A 23335-nucleotide genomic window follows, 5' to 3' on the forward strand; every position below is an offset into this window, starting at 1 on the left:
CAGACTGCATTCATCAATAAAAGCAATTTCTTTTTATGATTCGTTAAATCTAAAATCATTTTCCAAAAAGTCGGATGTTGCATCTTCTATTTTATATTCTCCGATTTTTGTCCGTCTTAATTGTGTTAAATAAGCTCCCACACCCAACTCCTGTCCGATATCGTGAGCTAAACTACGAATGTAAGTTCCTTTTGAGCAGCCTACTGTAAAACTTACAAGCGGAAGATCAATTTTCACATTATCAATATAAAAAATTGTGGTTTTACGGGATTTCATTTCCACTTCTTCTCCTGCTCTGGCAAGATCATATGCTCTTTTTCCTTCGATCTTTATTGCCGAAAAAACAGGCGGAGTCTGATCTATTTCTCCTACAAATTTTTCCAATGCCGTTTTTATCTGCTCTTCTGAAATCTGCGAAATATCCTGATGCAGAATTTCGGGTTTTTCAGTATCGTATGATTCTGTCTGAACGCCGATTTTTATTTCGGTCCGGTATTCTTTTGGGGCATCCTGAATTTCAGGAATTTTTTTGGTGAATTTACCACAGCAGACAATCAATAATCCTGTTGCACGCGGATCTAAGGTTCCTGCGTGACCAATTTTGAATTTCTTAGGTAAATCAAACTCTCTTTTGAGTTTGTATTTCATTTTATTGACCGCCTGAAAAGAAGTCCAGTCCAAGGGTTTGTCTAATAAAAATATATGTCCAGATTGTAGATCTTCAGCAGTCATGGATATGAGTAATTGGTAATGAGTAATTTTTTAGTATTACTGTTTATATTTTTTAGCTTAAACTATTTAAAGAAATAAAAATAAATCAGTAAAGCAACCCCAACGAAAATACGATACCAACCCCAAGGTTTGAAACCATATTTATTCAAAACTCCGATGAATGCTTTGATGGCGATTAGTGCAACGATAAATGCAACAACATTTCCTACGATGAAAATCATGATGTGATCCTGAGATTCCATAATCATTTCATAACCTTTCTGCGGATTAGGTGTTTCTTTGCCCCATGTTTTTACAAAAACCGAATATACCGTTACCGCCAACATGGTAGGAACCGCCAAAAAGAATGAAAATTCTGCCGCTGCTTTTCTTGTCAGTCCCTGTGTCATACCTCCGATAATGGAAGCTGCACTTCTGCTCGTTCCCGGCATCATTGCAAGACACTGCCAAAAACCAATCGTTACCGCTTTTTTAATGGTAATGCCTTTTTCATCATCAATCTTTGGATTTTTGAACCACGTATCGGCAAACAGTAAAACAATACCTCCAAGAACCAAAACGGAGGAAATAGCGATCTGATTTCCTAAAACGGCTTCAATTTTATCATCAAATAAATACCCTAAAACCAAAGCCGGAACCACTGCAAAAGCAAGTTTAAAATAAAACTGCAAATTTTTCAGATCAAAAAACTTTTTCCAGTATGCCACAACCACAGAAAGGATTGCCCCAAACTGTATGGAAACCTGAAACATTTTTAAAAATTCAGTTTCTTCCAATCCCAGCAAATTGGCGGTGAAGCCCATGTGTGCAGTTGACGAAATCGGGAGATATTCTGTTAAGCCTTCAATGATCGCAATAATAATTGCTTTGATTAAATCCATAATTTATCCAAAATTAAAAGATTAAGAAACCAAGAGATTTAGACTGATCTAAATTTCCGAATTTCTTAATCTTCAAATAAAATTTATTTCTACTTTCTTTTTAAAATCGCGTATACTTCGATTCCGAAACCAATCACCACAAATAATGGTGCAATCCTGATTCTTCGGATAGAAAAAATACCTTCATTCCATGAGTTCGGATCGTATTTTCCGTCTACGGTATTGGCATCGGCTCCCATCATCAGAAGAAACCCTACCACGATGAATGCCAAGCCGATCAGCATCCATTTAAAGTTTTCTTTTCCGAAGTAAAAAGTGTTCTCCTTTGGAACTTCGGTTGTTTCTTTCCCGAAGTTATCTGCGGAAAATTTATTTGTTTTTTTGCTCATTTTTAAGAGTAATATAAGTCGTCAACGTTTGATCTTAAGAATCTCCAGGTAGCTACAATCGTACTTAAAACCGTAATAAAAATTCCTACTCCGAATACCAGCAGAACCAGCCAGAAGTATTGGTTGTTGTCCTGTACAAAGGCAGATCCGATCTGGCTTGTAAAGTAATACCATGCTCCGAAAAGAACCAGAAGTCCGATTGCAGAACCAATTGCCCCTAAAACTACCGCTTCGATGATGAACGGTTTCAGGATGAATCTTCTCTTCGCTCCTACAAGCTGCATGGTTTTAATAATAAATCTCTTGGAGAATATTTTCAGACGGATGGAGTTGTTAATTAATACAACCGCCAGTATTAAAAACAGGATGGAAAATCCTAAGATCCATTTCAGAATTCTGCTCAGGTTGTTGTATACATCGACCATTAAAGTACTGTCGTTCTTTACATCGATAATTCCCGGAACGGCTTTAATGGCTTTAATGGCTTCATCGATCTTTGCCGGATCTACATATTCCGGTTTTAGGGCAATTTCTACAGATGAAGGGAAAATATTTTCTTCGAAAAGCGCATCCGTATCAATTCCCATTGCTTTTTTCGCTTCTTTGGAAGCCATTTCTCTGGTTATGTACGTTGCTTTCTTTACCGGAGCCAGTGTCTGAATTTCTTTGAAAACCTCAGCTTCCATTTTCGCAATCTTTACAGAATCTTTTGCCTCATAGTTTTCATCAAAATAAGCATTTACCACAAGTTGCTCCTTGATATAGTCGGAATATTTCTGGGCATTGATTAAAATAAGTCCCATTAATCCCAACAAAAATAACACTAAGGCAATACTTATTACTACTGTAATATTGCTAGACCTAAGCCTTTTCTTATTAAATTCATCTACAGATTTAGCCATTAATATTAAAATTTTTGGCTAAAATAGAAAAAATCTTCCGAAATTTGGGAACGAAAAAGAGAAAATCACTGTTAATAAAATCATAAAAAACATTGAGTGTAAAAGCAAAAAAGCATCTTGGTCAGCACTTTCTGACGGATGAAAACATCGCAAGAAAAATCGTGGAAGGTCTGAGTTTTGAGGGCTACAATAAGGTAATGGAAGTGGGTCCCGGAATGGGAGTTCTCACCAAATATCTTATTGAAAAAGAACAGAATATTTACCTTGCGGAAATCGACAAAGAATCTATAGAATACTTAAAGCAAAACTATTCTAAAATAACCGAAGAAACTTTTGTGGGAGATTTTCTGAAGCAGGATTTTCGGTTTACCAACGGAGAACAGATTGCCATTATCGGAAATTTTCCTTACAACATTTCTTCCCAGATCTTGTTCCAGATTATCGATCATTATGAGCTGATTCCTGAAATGGTGGGAATGTTTCAGAAAGAAGTAGCGGAAAGAACAGCAGCCGTCCCAAGAACAAAAGATTACGGAATTCTCTCTGTCCTGATTCAGGCTTATTATGACACTTCGTACTTGTTTACGGTTCATGAAAATGTCTTTAATCCGCCGCCAAAAGTAAAATCCGGTGTTATCAGAATCACCCGAAACCCGAAAGAAGGATTAGCCGGAAATGAGGTTTTATTCAAACAGATCGTAAAGGCAGGTTTTAACCAGAGAAGAAAAAAGCTGTCGAATGCGCTGAAAATTTTAAATATTCCGGAAGCTTTAAAAACACATGAATTTATGGATAAAAGAGCGGAAGAACTCAGCGTAGCAGATTTCATTTCATTTACACAGCTCTGGAAAGAAAGTGTGTAGTAAAAAAGTTAAGAAGAGCAATAACTTAATTTATCCTAAAAAAAGCCCCTCAATTTCTTGAAGGGCTTTCATTTTGCATTATCGATTGATTTTTTATTCTCTGTTTTTCAACATAATCCAGCCAGACTGGGTCATGCTTGTTTTTGATTTCGGATACTGGAAGTTAAATTTATACCAGTATGTTGCAGTTGGTAGCTTTTTACCTCCTAAAGTTCCGTTCCAGATTGGGCGTTCTTTCGAGAATCTGAATAATTCTGATCCATATCTGTCATACACTGAACCTGTGAAGTTATTAAAGTTTCCAAGCGCTGTAAGATCCAATGTATCATTAACACCATCCTGATTTGGAGTAATTATATTTGCAATATTCAATGTGAAGAATTCTAACGCACCTACACAATGTGTACCCACTGTTCTTACCTGAATATCATAATGTGTATTATTTATAAGCCCTGTAAATACATTAGACTGCTGCCATGAAATACCGCCATCCACAGAATATTCTGCCGTTTGAGGGATGTTATTAATCATTGGAACCTGCGCAGTAATTGTTAACGTATTGTTGCTGTAATCAACATTCGAAACAAATGGTGAAGCTGCCGCCATTACTTTTGCAGTGAAAGTCTGCTGGCAAAATCCATTCTTAATGGTTACGGAATAAATACCCCACTGATCTACTTCTATAGTTCTTGTGGTTGCACCCGTACTCCATAAATAAGTGTAATTTGGTCCCGCTCCTGCGTCTAAAGTTACCCTGTCTCCCTGACACATTTCCACATCTCTCAATGAAGAACTGATTTCCGGAACAACCTCAACGGTAACTTTTGCAGGCTGTAAAGATTTACATCCTTTTGTTCCCAATGCATATACAGAGAAAGTAGTTGTATTGTAAACTGTTGCACTTTGCGTATTGCCTGTTCCTGAGAAGTTTGCCCATTGATAAGTTACTCCACCTGTGGCAGTAAGATCAACTACTGTTCCCGGGCAGACTTTAATTTTGGATGCCACAAGATTTGCAACAGGAGTAGTTTCTTTTGATAAGGTTAATTTAACCATCTTACTACAGAACCCGCCATTTGATACTACAACATAGAGAATCTGTCCGTCATTACCATTATAATGAAGAATATCCTGAATATAGTTGTTGTTCTGAGCAATTGCATCTGCCTGATTTACATAAAAATGAAATACCGCGCCCGGCGTTGTACTGATTGATGCCATAGAGTTGGTAAGATCAAACCAGGTGACATCCGGAGTTGTACAGAGCAGCAATGTCGCATCTACTGCGGCGGGTGTTGTTCCTCCGTTAATCTTAATATTGGCTTTACCCGGACAAGGACTTCCCGGGAATGAAACCTGAATTTCATAATTCCCCGGCTGTGTTGCTGTAATGGTAGGAGAAGTAGCTCCCGGAATAGCAACTCCGTTGAAGAACCACTGATACGTCATATTCGGATCACTAACCGATGCTGTGATAACCTGAGGAACATTGTCGCATACATTAATTTCCTCCGGCAATGTTGCTCCGGAAGGATCTAATAATTCTACTCCAATGTTGAAAGATCCACCATCTAAAAATACAGCAGAATCATAGCTGCTGTCAATAGCATCTGCCAAAACCATTTTAAAGTGGTACGCCTGTCCAGGAACCACTGTAGCGGTCGCCTGTAAAGGAACCGTTCTTCCGTTAAAGTTAGTTTCTATATTAGCCGTGTTATATCCTCCAAAAAATGCAACGTTTGGCGCGCCGCATCCCATATTGGTTCCCGCAAAACTATTTTGTGGGTGAATATTGGTTACACTCACCGGTCCTGTTCCCGGAGCCGGTAATACAGCCATGTTGACATAAGGTCCGCCGGATACAGGTTTTAATAATAAAGCAAATGCATCTGAGAAACTACAAGGGAAAGTTCCTGTATATTCTTCGGAAGCAAAAAGATAATTAAACTTTACCTGACTGGAAGTAGGTACAAAGTCAAACTCTAGAATAACGGCATCATTAAGTGTTGCAGAAGGATTCGTTGCTGCAACAAGATCCGGATCACTACCCGTCGGCAAATCATCTCCTAAAGTAGAGCTAATATAGCTGTTTCCGGCTTTTTGAGCATATCCTGTAGAAAGAACAATACCATCCTTGAAAGGAAAGCTGGTTGTTCCTCTGTTGAAATATCCCCAGGATCTGTTTGCATTTGTTGCCGGGAGATTCGGACTCACCTGCACGTTGGAAACGTTGGGTGTAACACAAGAATTGGTTCCTGATGAAATCAGCACATCTTTTACCAGCTGCAAAGGGGTATAAGCTGACGCAGGATATGTAGGAGCATTCACATCAATAAAAGCACCCGCTTTCATTGTAAGAGAGGAAGCCTTTTCTTGCTGAGGCTTTCTGTTTGTATTTTTTTGTGAATAAAAGAGACTCGATGAGGAGACCGCAAATAAAGAAAACAATAGTAGATATCTCTTCATAATAATTTTGTTTTAACAAATTTAACTTTTTTTTGAATATACCACACACATATTTGGCATTTTTATATAAAAAAAGCAAAAAAACCTCCCGGTTGGGAGGTTTTCAATTTAAATATCTTTTAATTTCTGTTTTTCAGCAAAATCCATCCGCTTCTCAGCTCAAGTTTTTTACTGGCAGGATTTTCCCATTGTACTCTGTACCAATAAGTAGCAGTCGGAAGCACCAGACTTCCTCTCAACATTCCGTTCCAGAAAGTCTGGTTTTTGGAAGCTTTAAATACTTCCTGTCCGTATCTGTCGAAAATGGAAGCTGCAAAATTGTTATAATTGCTGATTCCTGTAAAATCTACAATATCATTTTTTCCATCAGAATTTGGTGTAATGGCATTGATTATAACAAATGTAAAGAACGATATGGAAGTGCTGCATTTCGCATCTTTTACCTTTACCAGAAGATTATAATTGGCATTATCCAGTATATTGTAGAAAATATTTGAGGTCTGCCAGCTAAAACCATTATCTGCAGAATACTCCAGAGTTCCGCCTGTCGGGTTTGTCGTAGACAATGTTAAAACATGGTTCTCGTAAGAAATATTTGTGAATTGTGGTAATACCGGATTAATCAGCTGTGCAGAAAATACTTTAGAACAAACTCCATTACTTATCGTTACCGTATAAGTTCCCGGTGTACTTACGGAGATCGTTTGTGTTGTTGCTCCGGTATTCCATACATACGTATAATTTGTTCCTGCACCTGCATCTAAAATTCCTGAATCTCCGGCGCAAACATTAACATCTTTAAGAGTAGAGACAATTGCCGGTACAACCTGAATGGTAATTGAAGTAGGATTAGCCACTTTACATCCGTTTCCTCCTAACGCAAAAACAGAATAAGTAGTCGTGGATGTTGGAGATACAATTTGTGTACTTCCGTTACCCGGTAAACCTACCCATTCGTAAGTAACGCCGCCGGTTGCTGTTAAAGTTACAGATTCACCCGCGCATATTTTCATTTGAGAAGCAGTTAAAACTGCTACAGGAGGAGCCACGATTATTGTAATGGTAGCTGGAGTCGCTGAAACACATCCATTAGCACCCACAGCAAAAACGGTGTAAGTAGTTGTAGAAGTAGGCGAAACTACCTGTGTATTTCCATTTCCTGTAAGTCCTGTCCAGTTATAGGTTGCACCGCCAGAAGCCGTTAAAGTAACAGACTCTCCGGAACATATCTGTAATGCCGTAGAAGTTACAGTTGTTACAGGAGCTGTTGTATTTTGTGTTACCGTAACATTTGCTGTATAAGTACAATTTAAATTTCCTGGCTGGTTGACGTTAGTTACCGTTAAAGTATATACTCCACCCGCGTTTACCACCGGAGTTAATGTATTAGCTCCAGAAACAATATTTCCACCGCCTGTTGCGGTCCATGTAATCGTAGAACCTGCAGGGATTACAGAAGACGAAGCATTCAATGTAATCTGAGGTGTGGTACAGGTAATCTGCTGAGGCGGATTAATGGTTAAAGTGGTCTGAGGCGTAGATAAAAGCTGTAAGGTTACTACATTCTTACATCCTCCGTTCGTCACCAGAACATATATCGTCTGTCCTCCTGCACTGTTAAAAGACGCAGGATTTGCAATGGTATTCGTATTTCCGGCATTGGCGTCTGCAGCATTCAGATAATAAGCAAAGGTAACCCCTGTTGCTGTCGTAATCTGAGGTTGTGCCTCTGTTAAATTATAATTAATTCCTCCGTTCTGATAACATTTTAATAAAGTTGCATTCTGAACGGTAATAGGCTGAGTCACCTGTATCGTAATCGTTGCAGGAGTAGCAGAAACGCATCCGTTCGCACCTACTGCAGTTACCGTATAAGTTGTGGTAGTTGTAGGAGAAACAGTTTGTGTAGCTCCGTTTCCGGGAAGACCTACCCAATTGTAGGTAGCTCCACCAGAAGCCGTTAAAGTTACCGATTCTCCTGAACAGATTAAAACTTTTGAAGCTGTTAATCCTGTGGTTGGCGGTGCACTGTCTCCTGTAACCGTCACATTTGCGGTTCCTGTACAGGTAAGATTTCCCGGCTGATAAATATTAGAAATAGTTAAAGTATACGTTCCCGCTGTATTTACAACAGGATTTAAGGTATTTGCTCCTGAAACAATATTTCCGTTGGTAGTTGTCCAGCTGAAAGTGGAGCCTGTAGGATATACTGAACTCGAAGCATTTAACGTAACTTGTGAATTCGTACATGTTAAAACTCCCGGTGTGGCAATCGTTGCTGTAATCTGAGGAGCTTTTATCAATTGTAATTCGGCAACTTTGGAACAAAAACCATTTTTAACCGAAACATAAACAGTCTGTCCCGGACTTGAAAACGCAGTTGGTGTTGCTATTGTATTTCCGTTTCCGGCAACTGCATCTGCCTGATTTACATAATAAGCAAATGTAGCTCCCGGTGTTGTACTGATTGAAGACTGCGCCGATGTTAAGTTGAAAGTAGCATTCCCCTGCGTATAACAGGAAGTAAGTGTTGAATTCTGAACCGTCGGCGAAGTTCCTCCGACAACAGTAATAGAAGCCGTTCCCGGACAGGTATTTCCGGGTAAAAATACCTGAACAGAATATACTCCCGGCTGTGTAGCCGTATAGGAAGCATTTGTCGCTCCCGGAATTGGATTTGTTCCCAGATACCACTGATAAGTAGCTCCGCCTCCCTGAACCGAAGCCGTAAATGTCTGCGGAGCGTTATCACAAACGTTGATGGATGAAGGAAGTGAAACTCCGGCAGGATTTAACAGCTGTACCCCAATGTCGAAAGATCCTGCTTCAAGAAATACCGCAGAATCGAAATTAGCATCCTGATAATCTGCCAAAACCATTTTAAAATGATAAGTCTGTCCCGGAATTACCGTTGCTGTTGCCGTTAACGGAACAGTACGACCGTTAAAATTGGTTTCAATTTGAGGAATATTATATCCTCCAAAATAAGATACGTTTGCAGCTCCACAAGCTAATGGTGCTCCAGTCTGATATTGTGTGGAAGGGTGAATATTGGTCACACTTACAGGTCCTGCTCCTCCCGGTAAAACGGCAAGATTGGTATATGGATCCCCTACTTTTTTCAATAAAAGTGCAAAACCGTCACTGATAGTACAAGGGAAGTTCGTCTGATATTCTTTTGAAGCAAATAAATATCTGAAACTCACTTTCGTGGAAGCCGGAACAAAATCGAATTCGATATAAGTAGCATCATTAAGCTGATTGTTAGGAACTCCAAGAGCCGCTGCCAAATCTGCATCTCCTCCGGAACCTAAACCGTCACTTAATGTTCCCTGAAGATCATTTCCTGCTTTTCTCGCATATCCTGTCGTAAGAACAATTCCTTTGGCAAAAGGAAAATTAGTGGTTGCTTTATTAAAATATCCCCAGCTTCTGTTTTGGTCTGTCACTGCTAAATTAGGAGAAACAGATACATTGGTTACGTTAGCTGCGGAACACGTAGACCCTCCACTAATGAGCACATCTTTTACCAGTTGTGTTATGCTGTATGCAGACTCTGGATAAGCCGCAGTATTTACATCTATAAAAGCTCCGGCTTTCGTGTTTTCAGGGGTTTGTCTGCTCACAACTCCTTTTCCGTCTCTGCCTTTCTGGGCATTAACGAAACTCCCTACAAAAACCAAAAGCAAAGCCAAAAATAAATTTTTTGTCCTCCTATTTAACATTTTATATTATTTTAAACAAAAATACTATTTTTTTTAATTGAATTTTAATTCGGTGCTAATTACATTATCACTAATACAATTAAATATATCATAAAAAGAGTAATTTCAATTATCTGTAAAACGTAAAAAAGACCAACAAATTGTTGGTCTTTTTTACTATTGATTTAAATTTTTCCGCTCATAGTTTATCAATCTTGTGCATAGTTTTAAGCTGGTTCACAAAGACTGTAACAAATTACGGATAATTATTCGAAATTTTTCAATAAGATCCAGCCTGTCTTTACAACCGGCTTTTTACTTGCGGGATCTTCGAAGCTTACCTGATACCAGTAAGATGAGGTATTCAGTCTTTTGCCTTGGAAATATCCGTCCCAATAAGGCTGTAAGCTGCTTTCCCTGTAAACTTCTTTACCGTAACGGTCGAAAATAGAAGCTTTAAAGTCTTTGTTTTTATTAACGATTCGGAAATCGATGATGTCGTTAATGTTATCTCCGTTTGGCGTAATAACGTTCTGCATTACAAATGTAAAATATTCAAGGAAGCCTACACAGCTTGTTTTCTTCACTCTTACTCTGATGGAGATCACCGTATTTCTAGGCACATTGGTAAATGTATTGGAATTTTGCCATGTTAAACCATTATCAACAGAATATTCCAAAACACCGTTGCTTGGATTACTTGCCGTAATAATCATGGTTCCGTTTTCGTTATAGTTAACATTAATAACTTCCGGAATAACCGCCTGGATAACCTGTGTTGTAAAGACTTTTGAACACACTCCATTAGTAATGGTTACACTGTATGTTCCCGGAGTTCCTACAGAAATCGTCTGAGATGTTGCTCCATTACTCCACAGATATGTATAGTTCGGGCCTGCTCCTGCGTCTAAATTAATAACATCGCCCTGACAGATCATTCCACCGGAAAGTGTTGATTTAATAGCCGGAACAACTTCTATAGTAACGGATGCAGGCTGTAAAGATTTACATCCCTGTGTTCCGATCGCGTAAACAGAATATGTTGTAGTCTGGGTTGGAGAAACCGTTTGTGTAGCTCCGGTTCCCGATAAATTCGTCCATTGATAGGTTGCTCCGTTCGAAGCTGTTAAAGTTGTAGATTCGCCTAAGCAGATTCTTACTTTTGTTGCAGTAAGCTGTGCAACAGGCGTTGCTTCTTTTCTTAAAGTTAAAGTTACCGTTTTGCTACAGAAAGCTCCATTAGAAACCACGACATACAAAACCTGTCCGTCTGTTCCGTTATAACTTGCCATTTGTGCAGCAGTAAGATAATTTCCATTCTGAGCAACAGCATCTGCCTGATTTACATAATAACGAACGATGGCCGTAGTGGAAGTTGTAATCTGCGGCGTTGCATCATTTAAATTAAATGTTGCCAAAGATGGTGTTGTACAAAGTTTTAAAGTAGCATTCTGTGCAGGCGGCGTTGTTCCACCTACAATGGTAACGGTAGCTGTCTGACAATTGGTTCCTCCCACAAATGTTCTTACAACATATACCCCAGGTTCTGTTGCAATGTATGTAGCACTTGTTGCACCCGGTATGGCAACACCGTCTTTGTACCATTGGAAAGTCATTCCCGGAACGGAAGCAATTTGTGCCGTTAAAGTTTGCGGTGTATTATCACACATGTTAACGCTTGTTAATGGATTTCCATTTCCGTCTACAATGGTCATTCCAATATCAAAAGATCCTCCCTGAAGAAAAACCGCAGAGTCAAAACTACTGTCGGAAGCATCAGCCAGAACCATTTTAAAATGATACGTCTGTCCCGGAATTACCGTTGCCGTCGCTGTTAAAGGAATTGTTCTTCCATTGAAATTCGTTTCAATATTTGCGGTGTTCATCCCTCCAAAATATGCTTCATTAATAGGTCCGCACGTGAAACCGTTACCTGCAGGAACAATATTGGTAACACTTACAGGTCCCGCTGTTCCCGGTAAAATTGCCATATTGGTATAGGTAGGATCACCTACTTTTTTCAGTAATAAAGCAAAACCATCAGAATAAACTCCACATGGGAAATTAGACGTATATTCTTCCGAAGCAAAAATGTAATTAAATTTTACCTGAGTACTGTTAGGAACGAAGTCAAATTCAATAAAAACAGCATCTTTTAAAGGAGCCAAAGGGTTAATTGCCGTTACAAGATCCGGATCACTTACCGTAGAACCGGGAACAGTATCACTTAATCCGCTTTCCAGAACATTTCCCGCTCTTCTGGCTTTCCCTGTTACGAGAACAACACCGTCCGTAAAAGGAAAAGCGGTAGTTCCTTTATGAAAATATCCCCACGCTCTTTCCGTGTCTGTTGCAGGCTGGTTGGGTGAAACGGTAACATTGGTAACGTTGGCAACCGCACAACTGGAGCCACCGGAAATCAGAACATTTTTAACAAGCTGCTCTATATTGTAAGAAGATGGCGCATAAGATGCCACATTCACATCAATAAAAGCTCCAGACTTCAGACTCGCACCGGAATGCTTTTCTGTTATTGGTTTTCTGGACGTTTTTTGGGCAAAAACAGATCCTGAAACCAAGAGTAAAACTAAAAAGAAACAGTAGTTTTTTAATCTATAATTTAACATTTTGTTGTTGTTTGTTCAAAAATACTAAATTATTGGCTAAAATCAGAACAAAAAATAAGCATTATAATATAAATAACCTAAAATATTTTAAAATTAAAGAAATAACAGATAATCTATCTGAGTTAATAAAAAAGACTGATAAAATTATCAGCCTTTTTGTATGGAATTATAATAATTCAGCAATTATATCTGCTGATTAGTTATCTTTTTTCAGTTCATCAATCATATTCTGCAATTCTGAAATCTTATCTTTCAATGCTTTAATTTCATTTTTATTGGAACTTACATTGCTTTTCAGCATTACATTTTTGGCGCGCTCATTGTGGTCTTCCTCATCTTCATCCTCGTTAATTTCTTCAATATCTTCCTGAATGTCTTCGATGTCTTCATTAATTTCTTCGATATCCTCACTGATTTCCTCAATATCTTCGCTGATCTCTTCAATGTCTTCCTGAATATCTTCAATATCTTCCTGAATATCTTCAATTTTCTCATGGCTTTTATTCACCGACATCTGAATGAAAATCGCAAGATAAATTGCCTCCAATGAAACCACTGTGGTAAGAATCAGCAGCATTTTATCAAACTCTACAAGGTGAAGAATAGGCAGAAGAAAAGAAATCAAAAAAAACAGGGTATGTGCAATGAGCGAGGGAATAGAACCAATCCACCATGTAATTCCGTTTGCAATTCTTTCTAGCATTTCAATTTTTTCTTCGTTCTTTTTCATTGCGTTTCAATTTTAAAGTAATTCCTTTGTAACTCCCAGTCCAAACAATGCAAAATCGTATTTTGCAGGATCTTTTTCATCAAATGTACGGATCACCATATCCAGTTCTTCCACCGTTTTCCAGTCATTCTGCGTTCTTGTAATAAGCCCCAGTTTTCTAGAAATATTTCCGGTATGCACATCCAGCGGAATAGAAAGATATTTCGGATCTGTATTTTCCCAAAGACCAAAATCTACGCCACGCTTATCTTTACGCACCATCCAGCGCAGAAACATGATAATTCTTTTGGTGGAAGAATTTTTATACGGTGAACTTACGTGTTTATGTGTTCTGTGCTTTTCCGTTCCCAGAAACTGTGTTCTGAAACGTTCAATCGCGTGAGAAAAATTAACTTCAGAATCATTTACCCTGAATAAATCTTCCAGACTTTCATTCTCCGTATAAATCCTGTTAAACTGCTTAATAAAATAAGCAAAATCTTTTCCGTTAAACGTTCTGTGGACACTTTTGCCTTCAAGAAATTTCAAATCCTTTTCCGAGTGATTCAAAACAAAATCATAGGGGGAATTCCCTATAATATCGAGCATCTTTTCTGCCGATTTAATGATCGCCTTTCTGTTTCCCCATGAAATTGTAGCCGCCAGAAATCCTGCAATTTCAATATCCTGTTTCAGAGAAAAACGATGCGGAATCTGGATCGGATCATTTTCTATAAATTCAGGATCATTGTATTGGTCTGCCTTTTCATCTAAGAAGATTTTCAGTTCTTCAAACTTCAACATTATTTTTTAAATTTTTACAGGTTCCAGTGCTTTCGGTAAGAAAGTATTGGGAAAAACAGTTCTTGCTTCATCGGTAAATACGGTAAGATCTCCATAACGGTTGGAAAAATGTCCTAAGATCAGTTTTCCGACTTCTGCTTTTCTCGCAACTGTTGCAGCTTCCAAAGCAGTTGTATGCCCTGTGTAATCTGCCATTTCTTTCAAATCGTGAAGAAATGTAGATTCATGATAAAGCACAGTTACATTTTTAATGATCGGGATCACACTTTCCAGATATCTCGTATCGCTGCAAAAAGCGTAAGACACAGAAGGTGCAGGTTCTACGGTAAGAATTTCATTTTTAAGAACATATCCATCGCTTAAAACAAAATCTTTTCCGGCTTTTATATTGTGATAATCACAGGTTTCTATTTCGCTGTACTTTGCGATTTCCTTCATGTTCAAATGCCTGTCTTTCGGCTTTTCTTTAAATAAATATCCGTTGCAGTATATTCTGTGATCCAAAGGAATGGTGTACACTTCTACCCTGTTGTCTTCGTAAATTTTCTCTGAATAATCTTTATCCAGTTCATGATAAACGACTTCAAAACCTCGGTGCGTTTCTGTAATCGTGAAAATAGTTTCCAGCATTTTCTTAATTCCTTTCGGACCGTAAACGTGAAGCGGCGTTTCTCTTCCCAAAAGCCTGAAGGAAGCAATAAGCCCCGGTAAGCCGAAACAGTGGTCTCCGTGAAGATGAGAAATAAAAATATGATTGATCTTCGAAAATTTCGCTTTGGCTTTTCTCAACTGTACCTGCGTTCCTTCCCCGCAATCGATTAGGAAAGACCGTTCTTCCATCTCCAGAAACTGTGCGGTAGGAGAAGAATTTATCGTAGGAATTGCTGAATTAAAGCCTAATATCGTTAAATAAGTACTCAAATCGATGGTTTATTAAGGTGACAAATGTACGGATTTAGGTTAAGACTAAGATTTAGGCTGAGATTAAAATTGCGTAGTGGAAACCAATTTAAATATCTAAATTCTGGTTTCTGTTTTTACCATACATCTTAGCCTCAACCTCAAACTATTCTTTCCCTTTCAGGAAATCCAAAAATAGATCCAAAGCCTGTTTTCTGTGGCTGATTTTGTTTTTATCCTGTGGTTCCATCTCTGCAAAAGTCATGTCGTACCCTTCCGGAACGAAGATCGGATCGTAGCCGAACCCTTTGAAACCTTTATTTTCCTTCAGTAAATTTCCATGAACCCTTCCGTCGAAATATTTGGCTCCGTTTTCGTCATAATAGCATAAAACAGTAATGAAATACGCTTTTCTGTTTTCAATACCTTCCATTTCGCCCAAAACTTTTTCGATATTTTTGGCAAAATCATGATTTCCTGCATAACGCGCGGAAAAAATTCCCGGTCTTCCGTCCAGAGATTCTACAACCAGTCCGCTGTCGTCGCCCAAACTTGGAATTCCTGTTTTTTCGAAGCAGTATTTCGCCTTAATTAACGCATTGGCATTGAAAGAATCTCCGTCTTCTACGATTTCGTCATGAAGATCGTAATCAGCAAGACTTTTAACGATAAATTCATCGCCTAAAATCTGCTGAATCTCTTCTTTCTTATGTATGTTGTGCGTTGCTACCAGTAATTCCATATTCAATTTCATTTATTTAATTTCTATTTTGTTTAAATCTCAAATCATCATCACAAATAACACCAATGATATTAGTGAAATTCGTGTTTAAAAATTTAGTGCCATTCGTGTTTAGATTTAAATTTCAGAATAATGCACTTTATATTTTTTCATAAAAAGAAAATAAAACAAGGAGAAAAGTGCAATTCCTATCATCAGTATGATCCATTCCGAAACTTTAAAAGCATCTGCGAAGCTTTCCGTTTTTATATAAGTGATTAACAAGGTGGAACATAAATTATTAAAACCATGCAAAAGCATCGGTAAAAGCAGAGATTTTGTTTTGTAATAGACCAATCCCAGAACGCATCCTAACAGAACAGCTCCCACAAACTGCCATGGATTTCCGTGAATCACTCCGAATATGACAGAAGCAAAAACAATTGCCATTTTTGGTTCAACACCCTTATTCATCAATCCTTTCTGGATAATTCCCCTGAAAATAATTTCTTCAAAAATAGGCGCACAGATAACAGCAGTAATGATCATCACAACCGGATCATCGGTAAGTTTTTCCATCATCTGCGTGAAAAAATCGTAATACTTTCCGAAAAAAGGTCCCGTTGTAGGAATCTGAGCAGTAATAAACTCTGCAATAAACATCATCCCGATCATCATTGGAAAAATCAGGAGATAGGTATAAAAATTAGTTGGAGAAAAATTAAAATTCAGCTTCATTCCCGTTGTTCTTCTTACAATGAAAAAATCAAAGAAAGCAATCGCTGTAAGAAATCCTGCGGCATTGGTAATCATAAAAAACCAGTCTCTGTACTGTAGATTTTCCTTGAAAGTAAACACCCAGAAAACATTAAAGGATGAAACCACCATTGTTCCAAAAAACAATCCTGCCACTAAAACAAGACCGCCAATCCATGTAAACTTGAAATTCGGATATTTACTTTTTTCCATAGAATCTAAGAATTTATTGAGAAACAAAGATAATTCAAATTATGGGAAAAGAGAATCGCAGAGAAGTTTAACCTTAAAATACATTGTTACATTTATGTTTTTTAAAATGTTTAAACTAATTTCAAAATTAACCGCAAAAGTTGCAAAAGACCATTATTCCGCAATAATTAAAGTTCTCAAAAGACTAAAAATCGAAGATTTTTAAAGCTGTTGTTGCCTTTTTCATTTTTCGTTATTTAATTTGAATAAAAAATCAGCTTATATTTTATAATTTTTGCGGTTAAATAAAAAAGGTTAAACAGATTTTAAGTTAAAATTCTCTGTCAGACTATTTTAATGAAGTAACTTTGCAGCTTAATATTTTCACATGCAGGGTTTGGTAAAAAAGTCGGAGAATGTTAATCTGTCTTTAATCAGTTATGTAAGTTTTACCTTTATAGGATATTTCATTATCGGATTATCGCTTTCGGTGCTTCCTATTTTCATTAACAAAAGTCTTGGGTTCAGTCTGGTGATTGCAGGTTTGGTCATCAGTCTGCAATATGTTTCTACTTTTTTTCTGAGAGCTTATTCCGGAAAAATAATTGACGGAAAAGGCCCGAAACCAGCCGTTTTATTCAGCATGATCAGTTTTTCGCTGACGGGAATTTTCCTGATCATTGCTTATTATTTTAAATTTTCTCCGTGGTTAAGTTTAACATTTTTGGTCATCACGCGTCTTCTTACAGGCTGCGCGGAAGGAATGATTGGTGCAAGTCCGATTAACTGGGCAATTATGGCAGTCGGAGAAAAACATACAGCAAAAATTATTTCCTACAACGGAGTTGCCTGTTACGGAGCTTTAGCAATCGGAGCTTCTCTGGGGGTAACGATTGAGCATGAATTCAGCTTATACGGAATCGGAATTCTTTCGATTATTCTTGGAATTTTAGGGTTTCTTTTTGCAAAAACCAAAGACAATAAAACCAACACGAATATAAAGGAATCGCAGCCGTTCTGGAAAGTTTTGGGAAAAGTGGCTCCTTTCGGGGTTTGTCTGGCTTTAGGCGGACTTGGCTTTGCGAGTATTTCTACTTTTATCACTTTATATTACAACTATTTTCACTGGAATAACGGCGCTTTATGTCTGAGTGTTTTTGGGGTACTGTTTGTTGCGGGAAGACTCGTTTTCAATAATGTAATCAATAATTACGGAGGAATTAAAGTCGCCATTGTCTGTCTTTTGGTAGAAACTATCGGGCTTTTAATCATTTCATTTGCAACGAATTCACAAATGGCTCTTGTAGGAGCCGGCGTTACGGGACTTGGTTTTTCATTAATTTTTCCGGCTTTGGGTGTGGTTGCGATTAAAAGCGTGCCTTCATCCAATCAGGGTTCCGCTTTGGCGGGATATGGTCTTTTTATTGATCTTTCTCTTGGTGTTGCAGGACCGCTGATTGGCGGAATTGCCGATCTTTACGGGATGAGCTATATTTTTCCTTTCAGTGCGGCGATGGTTTTTGTGGGATTGGGACTGGCTTATTTACTTAAGCTTAAACACAAATAGCACTAATTTTTACAAGAATTAATAGGACTCAGATTGGTTTTCGCAAAGACGCAGGATTTTTACTAGTCTCAAATCTTTAAGGCGCAAGGATTTTATCTTTGATAAAATTGATCATCAGAATTATAAAATAAAATCTTTGATTTTATCCTTGCGTCTTAAGACTGGAAAACTCTTATTTAAATCTTGCGCCTTAGCGTTTTTCCAATAAAATTTAAACTCATCGTTGATCTTTTAAACACGAATAACACAAATGGTTTTCACAAATTCCACGAATTTGATTTTTTTTAGCCTATTTTTAGTTTGGCAAAAGCAAACAAAAAAAGTTGTTTAAAGTAAAACGGTAGAAAACTCTATGGAGTTTTATCTGTGTAGACACCATATTCACAATGTATTTTGCGTTCCGTAGGAACGCTATCTTTAAAAAATTTATCATATTTATAGATATCAATCCTACGGATTGATTTGCAGATTTATTCTTATTTCTACACAGATTCTGCTCCTAAAGGAGCAAACTCTCTTACTTCAAACAACTTCAAAATAAAAAATCAAAGATTTTTAAACTAATGGGTTCTTTTACGTATAAAGAATTTCATCTTAAGTTACTAATGTGTTATAATTTTTTGTGAGTTTTTGGTTAAATAAAATTCATGTCTTTTCGTGTAAAAATTTGTGTTCAAACAAAATTTTCAGGATTCGACAAAATTCCCGATTTTTGCAACTTCAAAATACGATATGTCAGACTTAATCAAAGAAATAGAAAAAAGAAAAACCTTCGGAATTATCTCTCACCCGGATGCCGGAAAAACCACTCTTACGGAAAAGCTTTTGCTTTTCGGAGGTGCAATTCAGGAAGCAGGTGCGGTAAAATCCAACAAAATAAAAAAGGGAGCGACCTCCGATTTCATGGAAATTGAAAGACAGAGAGGAATCTCCGTGGCAACTTCGGTATTGGCTTTTGAATACAGAAACCACAAAATCAACATTCTGGATACTCCCGGTCACAAGGATTTTGCAGAGGATACGTACAGAACTTTAACGGCGGTTGATTCTGTAATCGTTGTGATTGACGTTGCAAAAGGGGTTGAGGAACAGACGGAAAAGCTTGTTCAGGTTTGTAGAATGAGAAATATTCCGATGCTGGTTTTCATTAATAAGCTTGACCGTGAAGGTAAGGATGCTTTCGATTTGCTGGATGAGGTGGAACAGAAACTGGGATTAACGGTTTGTCCGCTTTCTTTGCCAATCGGGATGGGAGCTGACTTTCAGGGAATTTACAATATCTGGGAAAACAATATCCAGTTGTTTTTGGAAGAGAAGAAACAGAAGGTGGGTGAAGCGATAAAGTTTGACAATATTAATGATCCTTCAATTGATGAAGTGATTGGCGAAAAAGCTGCCGCTATTTTAAGAGAGGAACTGGATCTGGTTCAGTCGGTTTATCCGGAATTCAACCGTGAAGATTATATGAAGGGCGATTTGCAGCCTGTTTTCTTTGGTTCGGCTTTGAATAATTTCGGGGTTCGTGAGTTGCTGGATGCTTTCATTGATATTGCACCGATGCCACAACCGAAGGAAAGTGATACGCGTATTGTAAAGCCCGAAGAAAATGGTTTTACAGGATTCGTTTTCAAGATCCACGCAAATATGGACCCGAAACACAGGGACAGACTGGCTTTCGTGAAAATTGTTTCGGGAACTTTCAAGAGAAATGAAAATTATCTTTTGGTAAGAGAGGGCAAAAAAATGAAGTTCTCTTCACCAAATGCTTTCTTCGCGGATAAAAAAGAGGTGGTTGATGAAAGTTTCCCGGGAGATATTGTAGGTCTTCATGATACGGGAAGTTTCAGAATCGGAGATACGTTAACAGGCGGTGAAAAACTGAATTTCAAAGGAATTCCGAGCTTCTCTCCTGAACATTTCAGATATATTAACAACAACGATCCGTTGAAAGCAAAACAACTGGCAAAAGGGATCGATCAGTTGATGGATGAAGGGGTTGCACAGTTATTTACCCTTGAAATGAACGGCAGAAAGATCATCGGAACAGTGGGTGCGCTTCAGTATGAGGTAATCCAGTATCGTCTGGAGCATGAATATGGCGCAAAATGTACTTACGAACCTCTTTCTATGCACAAAGCGTGTTGGGTGGAAGCGGATGAAAAGTCAGACGAATTCAAGGAATTTGCAAGACTGAAACAGAGATTTTTGGCGAGAGATAAATACAACCAGTTGGTTTTCCTTGCTGATTCTTCTTTCACGATTCACATGACGCAGGAGAAGTTCCCGAATGTGAAACTGCATTTCATCAGTGAGTTTAAGAATGCTTAATTGAAATAAATCAGCTTTAAATAGATAATCCGCGGAAGTTTTTCTGCGGATTTTTTTATGAAATTAAATGAAACTTTTATACCATGAAGAATCTTGAGTGTATCTGAGATTTTTCGACTCCGCTTTGTTTCGCTCAAAATGACAGCTCCGAAAATTAAATTCAGACAGGATTTGGTTAAGAGAAAAAATAAAAATTTAAAAAAACTTTGTAAAACAGCATTTTTTTATTTTACAAAATACTAAAATTCAAACCCTTATCAATTTACATAAGCAAAACAATTCCTTTACAATCTTTACAAAAACTTCCCTCCTAATTTTACCTCATCGAAAAAATTAATGTTATGAGAAAGTTCATATTACTCGTTGCTGTATCAGGCACGTTCATTATGTGTAAAAAGGGAGAATCTGCAGTTTCTAAACTGGAAAATACCGCAGATTCTGCAGACAGCGCAATTTCTGTTGCTTCAGAAAAATTAAATGACGTAAGCGAAAAAGCCAATGCTGCGCTGGATTCTGCCAATGTAAAAATTAAGGATTTTGAAAACGCTAAAAATGAAGTGAAAGACAAGATTGAAAATACTTCCAAAATGGTAGATTCTTTATCTGAGAAAATTTCTTCCGTAAGACTGGAATCGAAAACGGAGAAAAAGGATTCGGCTAAAAAAGAAGAAAAAATTGTGGTGAATGTTCCCGCTCCGAAAGTGATTAAAGAAACCAAAATCGTTTATAAAGACAAACCAAAAAGTGAAAATTACGAACTGAATGTTCTGAAAAATAAAATGGTAAAATCGGGCTATTTAACCATGAATGCAGACAATACGGAAACAGTAAGGGAAGTTATAAGACAGGAAACGGTTAGAAACAACGGTGCTGTGACAAAAGAAGAACTCACTTATATTGCAGCAGAACCTTCCGATGACAGATCTTCGGAAATGGCGGATCAAAAAGCATATTATCTTCAGATTAAAGTTCCTCTGCAGAATTTTGACCAACTGATGGATGATTTAAGCAGCAATATCGGCAATATTAAAAGCAAAAACATAGAAGTAAAAGGAAATGACTATTATAACAATACGCTTTGTGAAATCAGGATCTCTCTTTTGGATAACGCTCATAAAGCTCCGGAAACTTTTGGTGAAAAATCTTTAGCCGCCGTTTCTTCAGGATGGAGTGTCATTACTTCTATTTTCCTGTTTATTCTGCCGCTCTGGCCATTGCTTTTAATTGCCGGAATCGGATATTATTTTTATAAAAAGAGGGGTAAAAACACAACCAATCATGATGCTCATTAATTTCGAAAGTCCATCCCTTGTGATGGATTTTTATTTTAATATTATTTTAATCATATAATCTCTTATGTAATAATTCTTATTGATATTTTTGATATATCAACAAACATAAGAATACAATCAAGGATTTAACTTTAACGAAAAATTTCAATCAAAAAGATAAATAAAGAGAAAAATTTTATATATTATATTTTGTGGTTCGTGTGAATGTAAAAAGGCTCCCAAATCTGGAAGCCTTTTACTATTTCATGTATAATTAAGCAATTACTTTGCAATGCTTCTTGAAATAACGATCTTCTGGATTTCAGAAGTTCCTTCGTAGATCTGAGTGATTTTTGCATCTCTCATCATTCTTTCTACGTGATATTCTTTCACATATCCGTATCCGCCGTGGATCTGTACAGCTTCAATCGTAGTGTCCATTGCCACCTGAGAAGCGTATAATTTTGCCATTGCACCGCTTTCAGAGATATCTTTTCCTGCATCTTTTTCTACAGCCGCCTTGAAGCAAAGCATTCTTGCTGCTGTAATCTGAGTTGCCATATCTGCTAATTTAAATGCAATCGCCTGATGATTGATGATTTCTGTTTTAAACGCTTTTCTTGTTTTAGCATATTTTAAAGCCAGTTCGTAAGCTCCGGAAGCAATTCCTAAAGCCTGAGAAGCAATCCCGATTCTACCACCGTTCAGAACAGCCATTGCGAAATTGAATCCGAAACCGTCTTCCCCGATTCTGTTTTCCTTCGGTACTTTTACGTTATTAAAGATCAAAGAATGCGTATCGCTTCCTCTGATTCCCAGTTTGTCTTCTTTCGGACCGATCTCAAAACCTTCCCAACCTCTTTCTACGATAAAAGCATTGATTCCTTTATGTTTTTTCTCAGGATCTGTCTGTGCAATTACAATATAGTAAGATGCTGTTCCTCCGTTTGTGATCCAGTTTTTAATCCCGTTTAAAAGGTAATAATCTCCTTTATCTTCCGCAGTTGTTTTCTGGGAAGTTGCATCAGAACCCGCTTCAGGCTCAGACAAAGCAAAAGCTCCTATTACCTGTCCGCTTGCCAAAGGGGTAAGATATTTTACTTTCTGCTCTTCAGAAGCAAATTTCTCAAGACCGGCACAAACCAAAGAGTTGTTTACAGACATTACCACAGCCGCAGAAGCATCTACTTTTGCAATTTCTTCCATAGCAAGAACGTAAGAAACACTGTCCATTCCGGCACCACCGTATTTAGGATCCACCATCATCCCCATAAGTCCCATTTCTCCCATTTTCTTTACCTGTTCTGCAGGAAACTTCTGGTCGCGGTCTCTTTCGATTACTTCCGGTAAAAGTTCGCTTTGCGCAAAATCTCTTGCTGCCTGCTGAATCATCAGCTGTTCTTCTGATAAATTAAAGTCCATAACATTGAATAATTAGATGGTCGCTAATTTACACTTTTTGGACAAATCTGAAAATAGAATCATAAATTAGATAAAAACAACGAAAGAAGTTGATTTTTAAA

17 protein-coding genes are annotated in these 23335 nt (G+C 37.7%); 4 read left to right on the top strand and 13 right to left on the bottom strand.

The features are described 5' to 3' along the window. Positions 1–33: 33 nt before the first annotated feature. From truB to AC52CF_RS13930, 4 genes are all read right to left on the bottom strand, one after another. A complete protein-coding gene (gene truB / locus AC52CF_RS13915; protein WP_375180923.1) occupies positions 34–732 on the bottom strand; it encodes a tRNA pseudouridine(55) synthase TruB in 699 nt (232 codons plus the stop codon). 62 nt (positions 733–794) lie between these two features. Next, positions 795–1613 (bottom strand): undecaprenyl-diphosphate phosphatase, encoded by an 819-nt coding sequence (locus tag AC52CF_RS13920; protein WP_375180924.1) that lies wholly within the window; start codon positions 1611–1613, stop codon positions 795–797. 89 nt (positions 1614–1702) lie between these two features. Next, the gene (locus AC52CF_RS13925; protein WP_076392542.1) at positions 1703–2002 is read right to left on the bottom strand and encodes a DUF3098 domain-containing protein; all 300 of its coding nucleotides are present in this window, start codon (positions 2000–2002) and stop codon (positions 1703–1705) included. A gap of 2 nt (positions 2003–2004) precedes the next feature. Beyond that, complete coding sequence (locus AC52CF_RS13930; RefSeq protein WP_076392540.1) at positions 2005–2904, bottom strand: cell division protein FtsX; 900 nt, start codon at positions 2902–2904, stop codon at positions 2005–2007. Between the two features lie 92 nt (positions 2905–2996). Here AC52CF_RS13930 and rsmA point away from each other — a divergent pair, with 92 nt between their 5' ends. Continuing rightward, positions 2997–3767 (top strand): 16S rRNA (adenine(1518)-N(6)/adenine(1519)-N(6))-dimethyltransferase RsmA, encoded by a 771-nt coding sequence (gene rsmA / locus AC52CF_RS13935; protein WP_214589155.1) that lies wholly within the window; start codon positions 2997–2999, stop codon positions 3765–3767. Between the two features lie 93 nt (positions 3768–3860). Here the strand turns inward: rsmA and AC52CF_RS13940 are convergent, their stop codons facing one another. The 8 genes from AC52CF_RS13940 to AC52CF_RS13975 all read right to left on the bottom strand — a co-directional run bounded on the left by AC52CF_RS13940 (position 3861) and on the right by AC52CF_RS13975 (position 16667). After that, positions 3861–6233, bottom strand: a complete 2373-nt coding sequence (locus tag AC52CF_RS13940) for a choice-of-anchor L domain-containing protein (protein ID WP_214589154.1) — start codon at positions 6231–6233, stop codon at positions 3861–3863. A 119-nt stretch (positions 6234–6352) separates the two neighbouring features. After that, positions 6353–9958, bottom strand: coding sequence for a choice-of-anchor L domain-containing protein (locus AC52CF_RS13945; protein ID WP_214589153.1), 3606 nt, complete (start codon positions 9956–9958; stop codon positions 6353–6355). Between the two features lie 245 nt (positions 9959–10203). Further along, positions 10204–12564 carry a choice-of-anchor L domain-containing protein gene (locus AC52CF_RS13950; protein WP_290265059.1) on the bottom strand — a complete coding sequence of 787 codons (2361 nt, stop codon included), beginning with the start codon at positions 12562–12564 and terminating at the stop codon, positions 10204–10206. A 196-nt stretch (positions 12565–12760) separates the two neighbouring features. Then, complete coding sequence (locus AC52CF_RS13955) at positions 12761–13294, bottom strand: DUF1003 domain-containing protein (RefSeq protein ID WP_290265057.1); 534 nt, start codon at positions 13292–13294, stop codon at positions 12761–12763. Positions 13295–13306: 12 nt separating this feature from the next. Continuing rightward, a complete protein-coding gene (locus tag AC52CF_RS13960) occupies positions 13307–14077 on the bottom strand; it encodes a TIGR02757 family protein (RefSeq protein WP_496517278.1) in 771 nt (256 codons plus the stop codon). 6 nt (positions 14078–14083) lie between these two features. Further along, positions 14084–14998 (bottom strand): ribonuclease Z, encoded by a 915-nt coding sequence (locus AC52CF_RS13965; RefSeq protein WP_235131286.1) that lies wholly within the window; start codon positions 14996–14998, stop codon positions 14084–14086. Positions 14999–15143: 145 nt separating this feature from the next. Further along, positions 15144–15719: an RdgB/HAM1 family non-canonical purine NTP pyrophosphatase gene (gene rdgB / locus AC52CF_RS13970; RefSeq protein WP_375180931.1), complete on the bottom strand. Its 576-nt coding sequence runs from the start codon at positions 15717–15719 to the stop codon at positions 15144–15146. A 117-nt stretch (positions 15720–15836) separates the two neighbouring features. Next, positions 15837–16667, bottom strand: coding sequence for a CPBP family intramembrane glutamic endopeptidase (locus tag AC52CF_RS13975; protein ID WP_496517279.1), 831 nt, complete (start codon positions 16665–16667; stop codon positions 15837–15839). 367 nt (positions 16668–17034) lie between these two features. Here AC52CF_RS13975 and AC52CF_RS13980 point away from each other — a divergent pair, with 367 nt between their 5' ends. The 3 genes from AC52CF_RS13980 (at position 17035) to AC52CF_RS13990 (ending at position 21833) form a co-directional block, all read left to right on the top strand. Beyond that, positions 17035–18213 (top strand): MFS transporter, encoded by a 1179-nt coding sequence (locus AC52CF_RS13980; RefSeq protein WP_496517280.1) that lies wholly within the window; start codon positions 17035–17037, stop codon positions 18211–18213. Positions 18214–18945: 732 nt separating this feature from the next. After that, on the top strand, positions 18946–20541 hold the full coding sequence (locus AC52CF_RS13985) for a peptide chain release factor 3 (RefSeq protein WP_496517281.1): 1596 nt from the start codon (positions 18946–18948) through the stop codon (positions 20539–20541). A gap of 341 nt (positions 20542–20882) precedes the next feature. After that, positions 20883–21833, top strand: a complete 951-nt coding sequence (locus AC52CF_RS13990; protein WP_496517282.1) for a DUF4349 domain-containing protein — start codon at positions 20883–20885, stop codon at positions 21831–21833. Between the two features lie 261 nt (positions 21834–22094). Here the strand turns inward: AC52CF_RS13990 and AC52CF_RS13995 are convergent, their stop codons facing one another. Next, positions 22095–23234 carry an acyl-CoA dehydrogenase family protein gene (locus AC52CF_RS13995; RefSeq protein ID WP_116099329.1) on the bottom strand — a complete coding sequence of 380 codons (1140 nt, stop codon included), beginning with the start codon at positions 23232–23234 and terminating at the stop codon, positions 22095–22097. Positions 23235–23335: the final 101 nt, after the last annotated feature.

It is taken from the genome of Chryseobacterium sp. 2P, from assembly GCF_059579425.1.

What these genes read in the sequence shown, in the direction of transcription:
- AC52CF_RS13920 (WP_375180924.1), bottom strand. Translation starts at nt 1,613, where the DNA reads ATGGATTTAATCAAAGCAATTATTATTGCGATCATTGAAGGCTTAACA.
- AC52CF_RS13985 (WP_496517281.1), top strand. Translation starts at nt 18,946, where the DNA reads ATGTCAGACTTAATCAAAGAAATAGAAAAAAGAAAAACCTTCGGAATT.
- AC52CF_RS13950 (WP_290265059.1), bottom strand. Translation starts at nt 12,564, where the DNA reads ATGTTAAATTATAGATTAAAAAACTACTGTTTCTTTTTAGTTTTACTC.
- AC52CF_RS13925 (WP_076392542.1), bottom strand. Translation starts at nt 2,002, where the DNA reads ATGAGCAAAAAAACAAATAAATTTTCCGCAGATAACTTCGGGAAAGAA.
- rdgB (WP_375180931.1), bottom strand. Translation starts at nt 15,719, where the DNA reads ATGGAATTACTGGTAGCAACGCACAACATACATAAGAAAGAAGAGATT.
- AC52CF_RS13995 (WP_116099329.1), bottom strand. Translation starts at nt 23,234, where the DNA reads ATGGACTTTAATTTATCAGAAGAACAGCTGATGATTCAGCAGGCAGCA.
- truB (WP_375180923.1), bottom strand. Translation starts at nt 732, where the DNA reads ATGACTGCTGAAGATCTACAATCTGGACATATATTTTTATTAGACAAA.
- AC52CF_RS13945 (WP_214589153.1), bottom strand. Translation starts at nt 9,958, where the DNA reads ATGTTAAATAGGAGGACAAAAAATTTATTTTTGGCTTTGCTTTTGGTT.
- AC52CF_RS13955 (WP_290265057.1), bottom strand. Translation starts at nt 13,294, where the DNA reads ATGAAAAAGAACGAAGAAAAAATTGAAATGCTAGAAAGAATTGCAAAC.
- AC52CF_RS13990 (WP_496517282.1), top strand. Translation starts at nt 20,883, where the DNA reads ATGAGAAAGTTCATATTACTCGTTGCTGTATCAGGCACGTTCATTATG.
- AC52CF_RS13940 (WP_214589154.1), bottom strand. Translation starts at nt 6,233, where the DNA reads ATGAAGAGATATCTACTATTGTTTTCTTTATTTGCGGTCTCCTCATCG.
- AC52CF_RS13975 (WP_496517279.1), bottom strand. Translation starts at nt 16,667, where the DNA reads ATGGAAAAAAGTAAATATCCGAATTTCAAGTTTACATGGATTGGCGGT.
- AC52CF_RS13930 (WP_076392540.1), bottom strand. Translation starts at nt 2,904, where the DNA reads ATGGCTAAATCTGTAGATGAATTTAATAAGAAAAGGCTTAGGTCTAGC.
- AC52CF_RS13980 (WP_496517280.1), top strand. Translation starts at nt 17,035, where the DNA reads ATGCAGGGTTTGGTAAAAAAGTCGGAGAATGTTAATCTGTCTTTAATC.
- AC52CF_RS13960 (WP_496517278.1), bottom strand. Translation starts at nt 14,077, where the DNA reads ATGTTGAAGTTTGAAGAACTGAAAATCTTCTTAGATGAAAAGGCAGAC.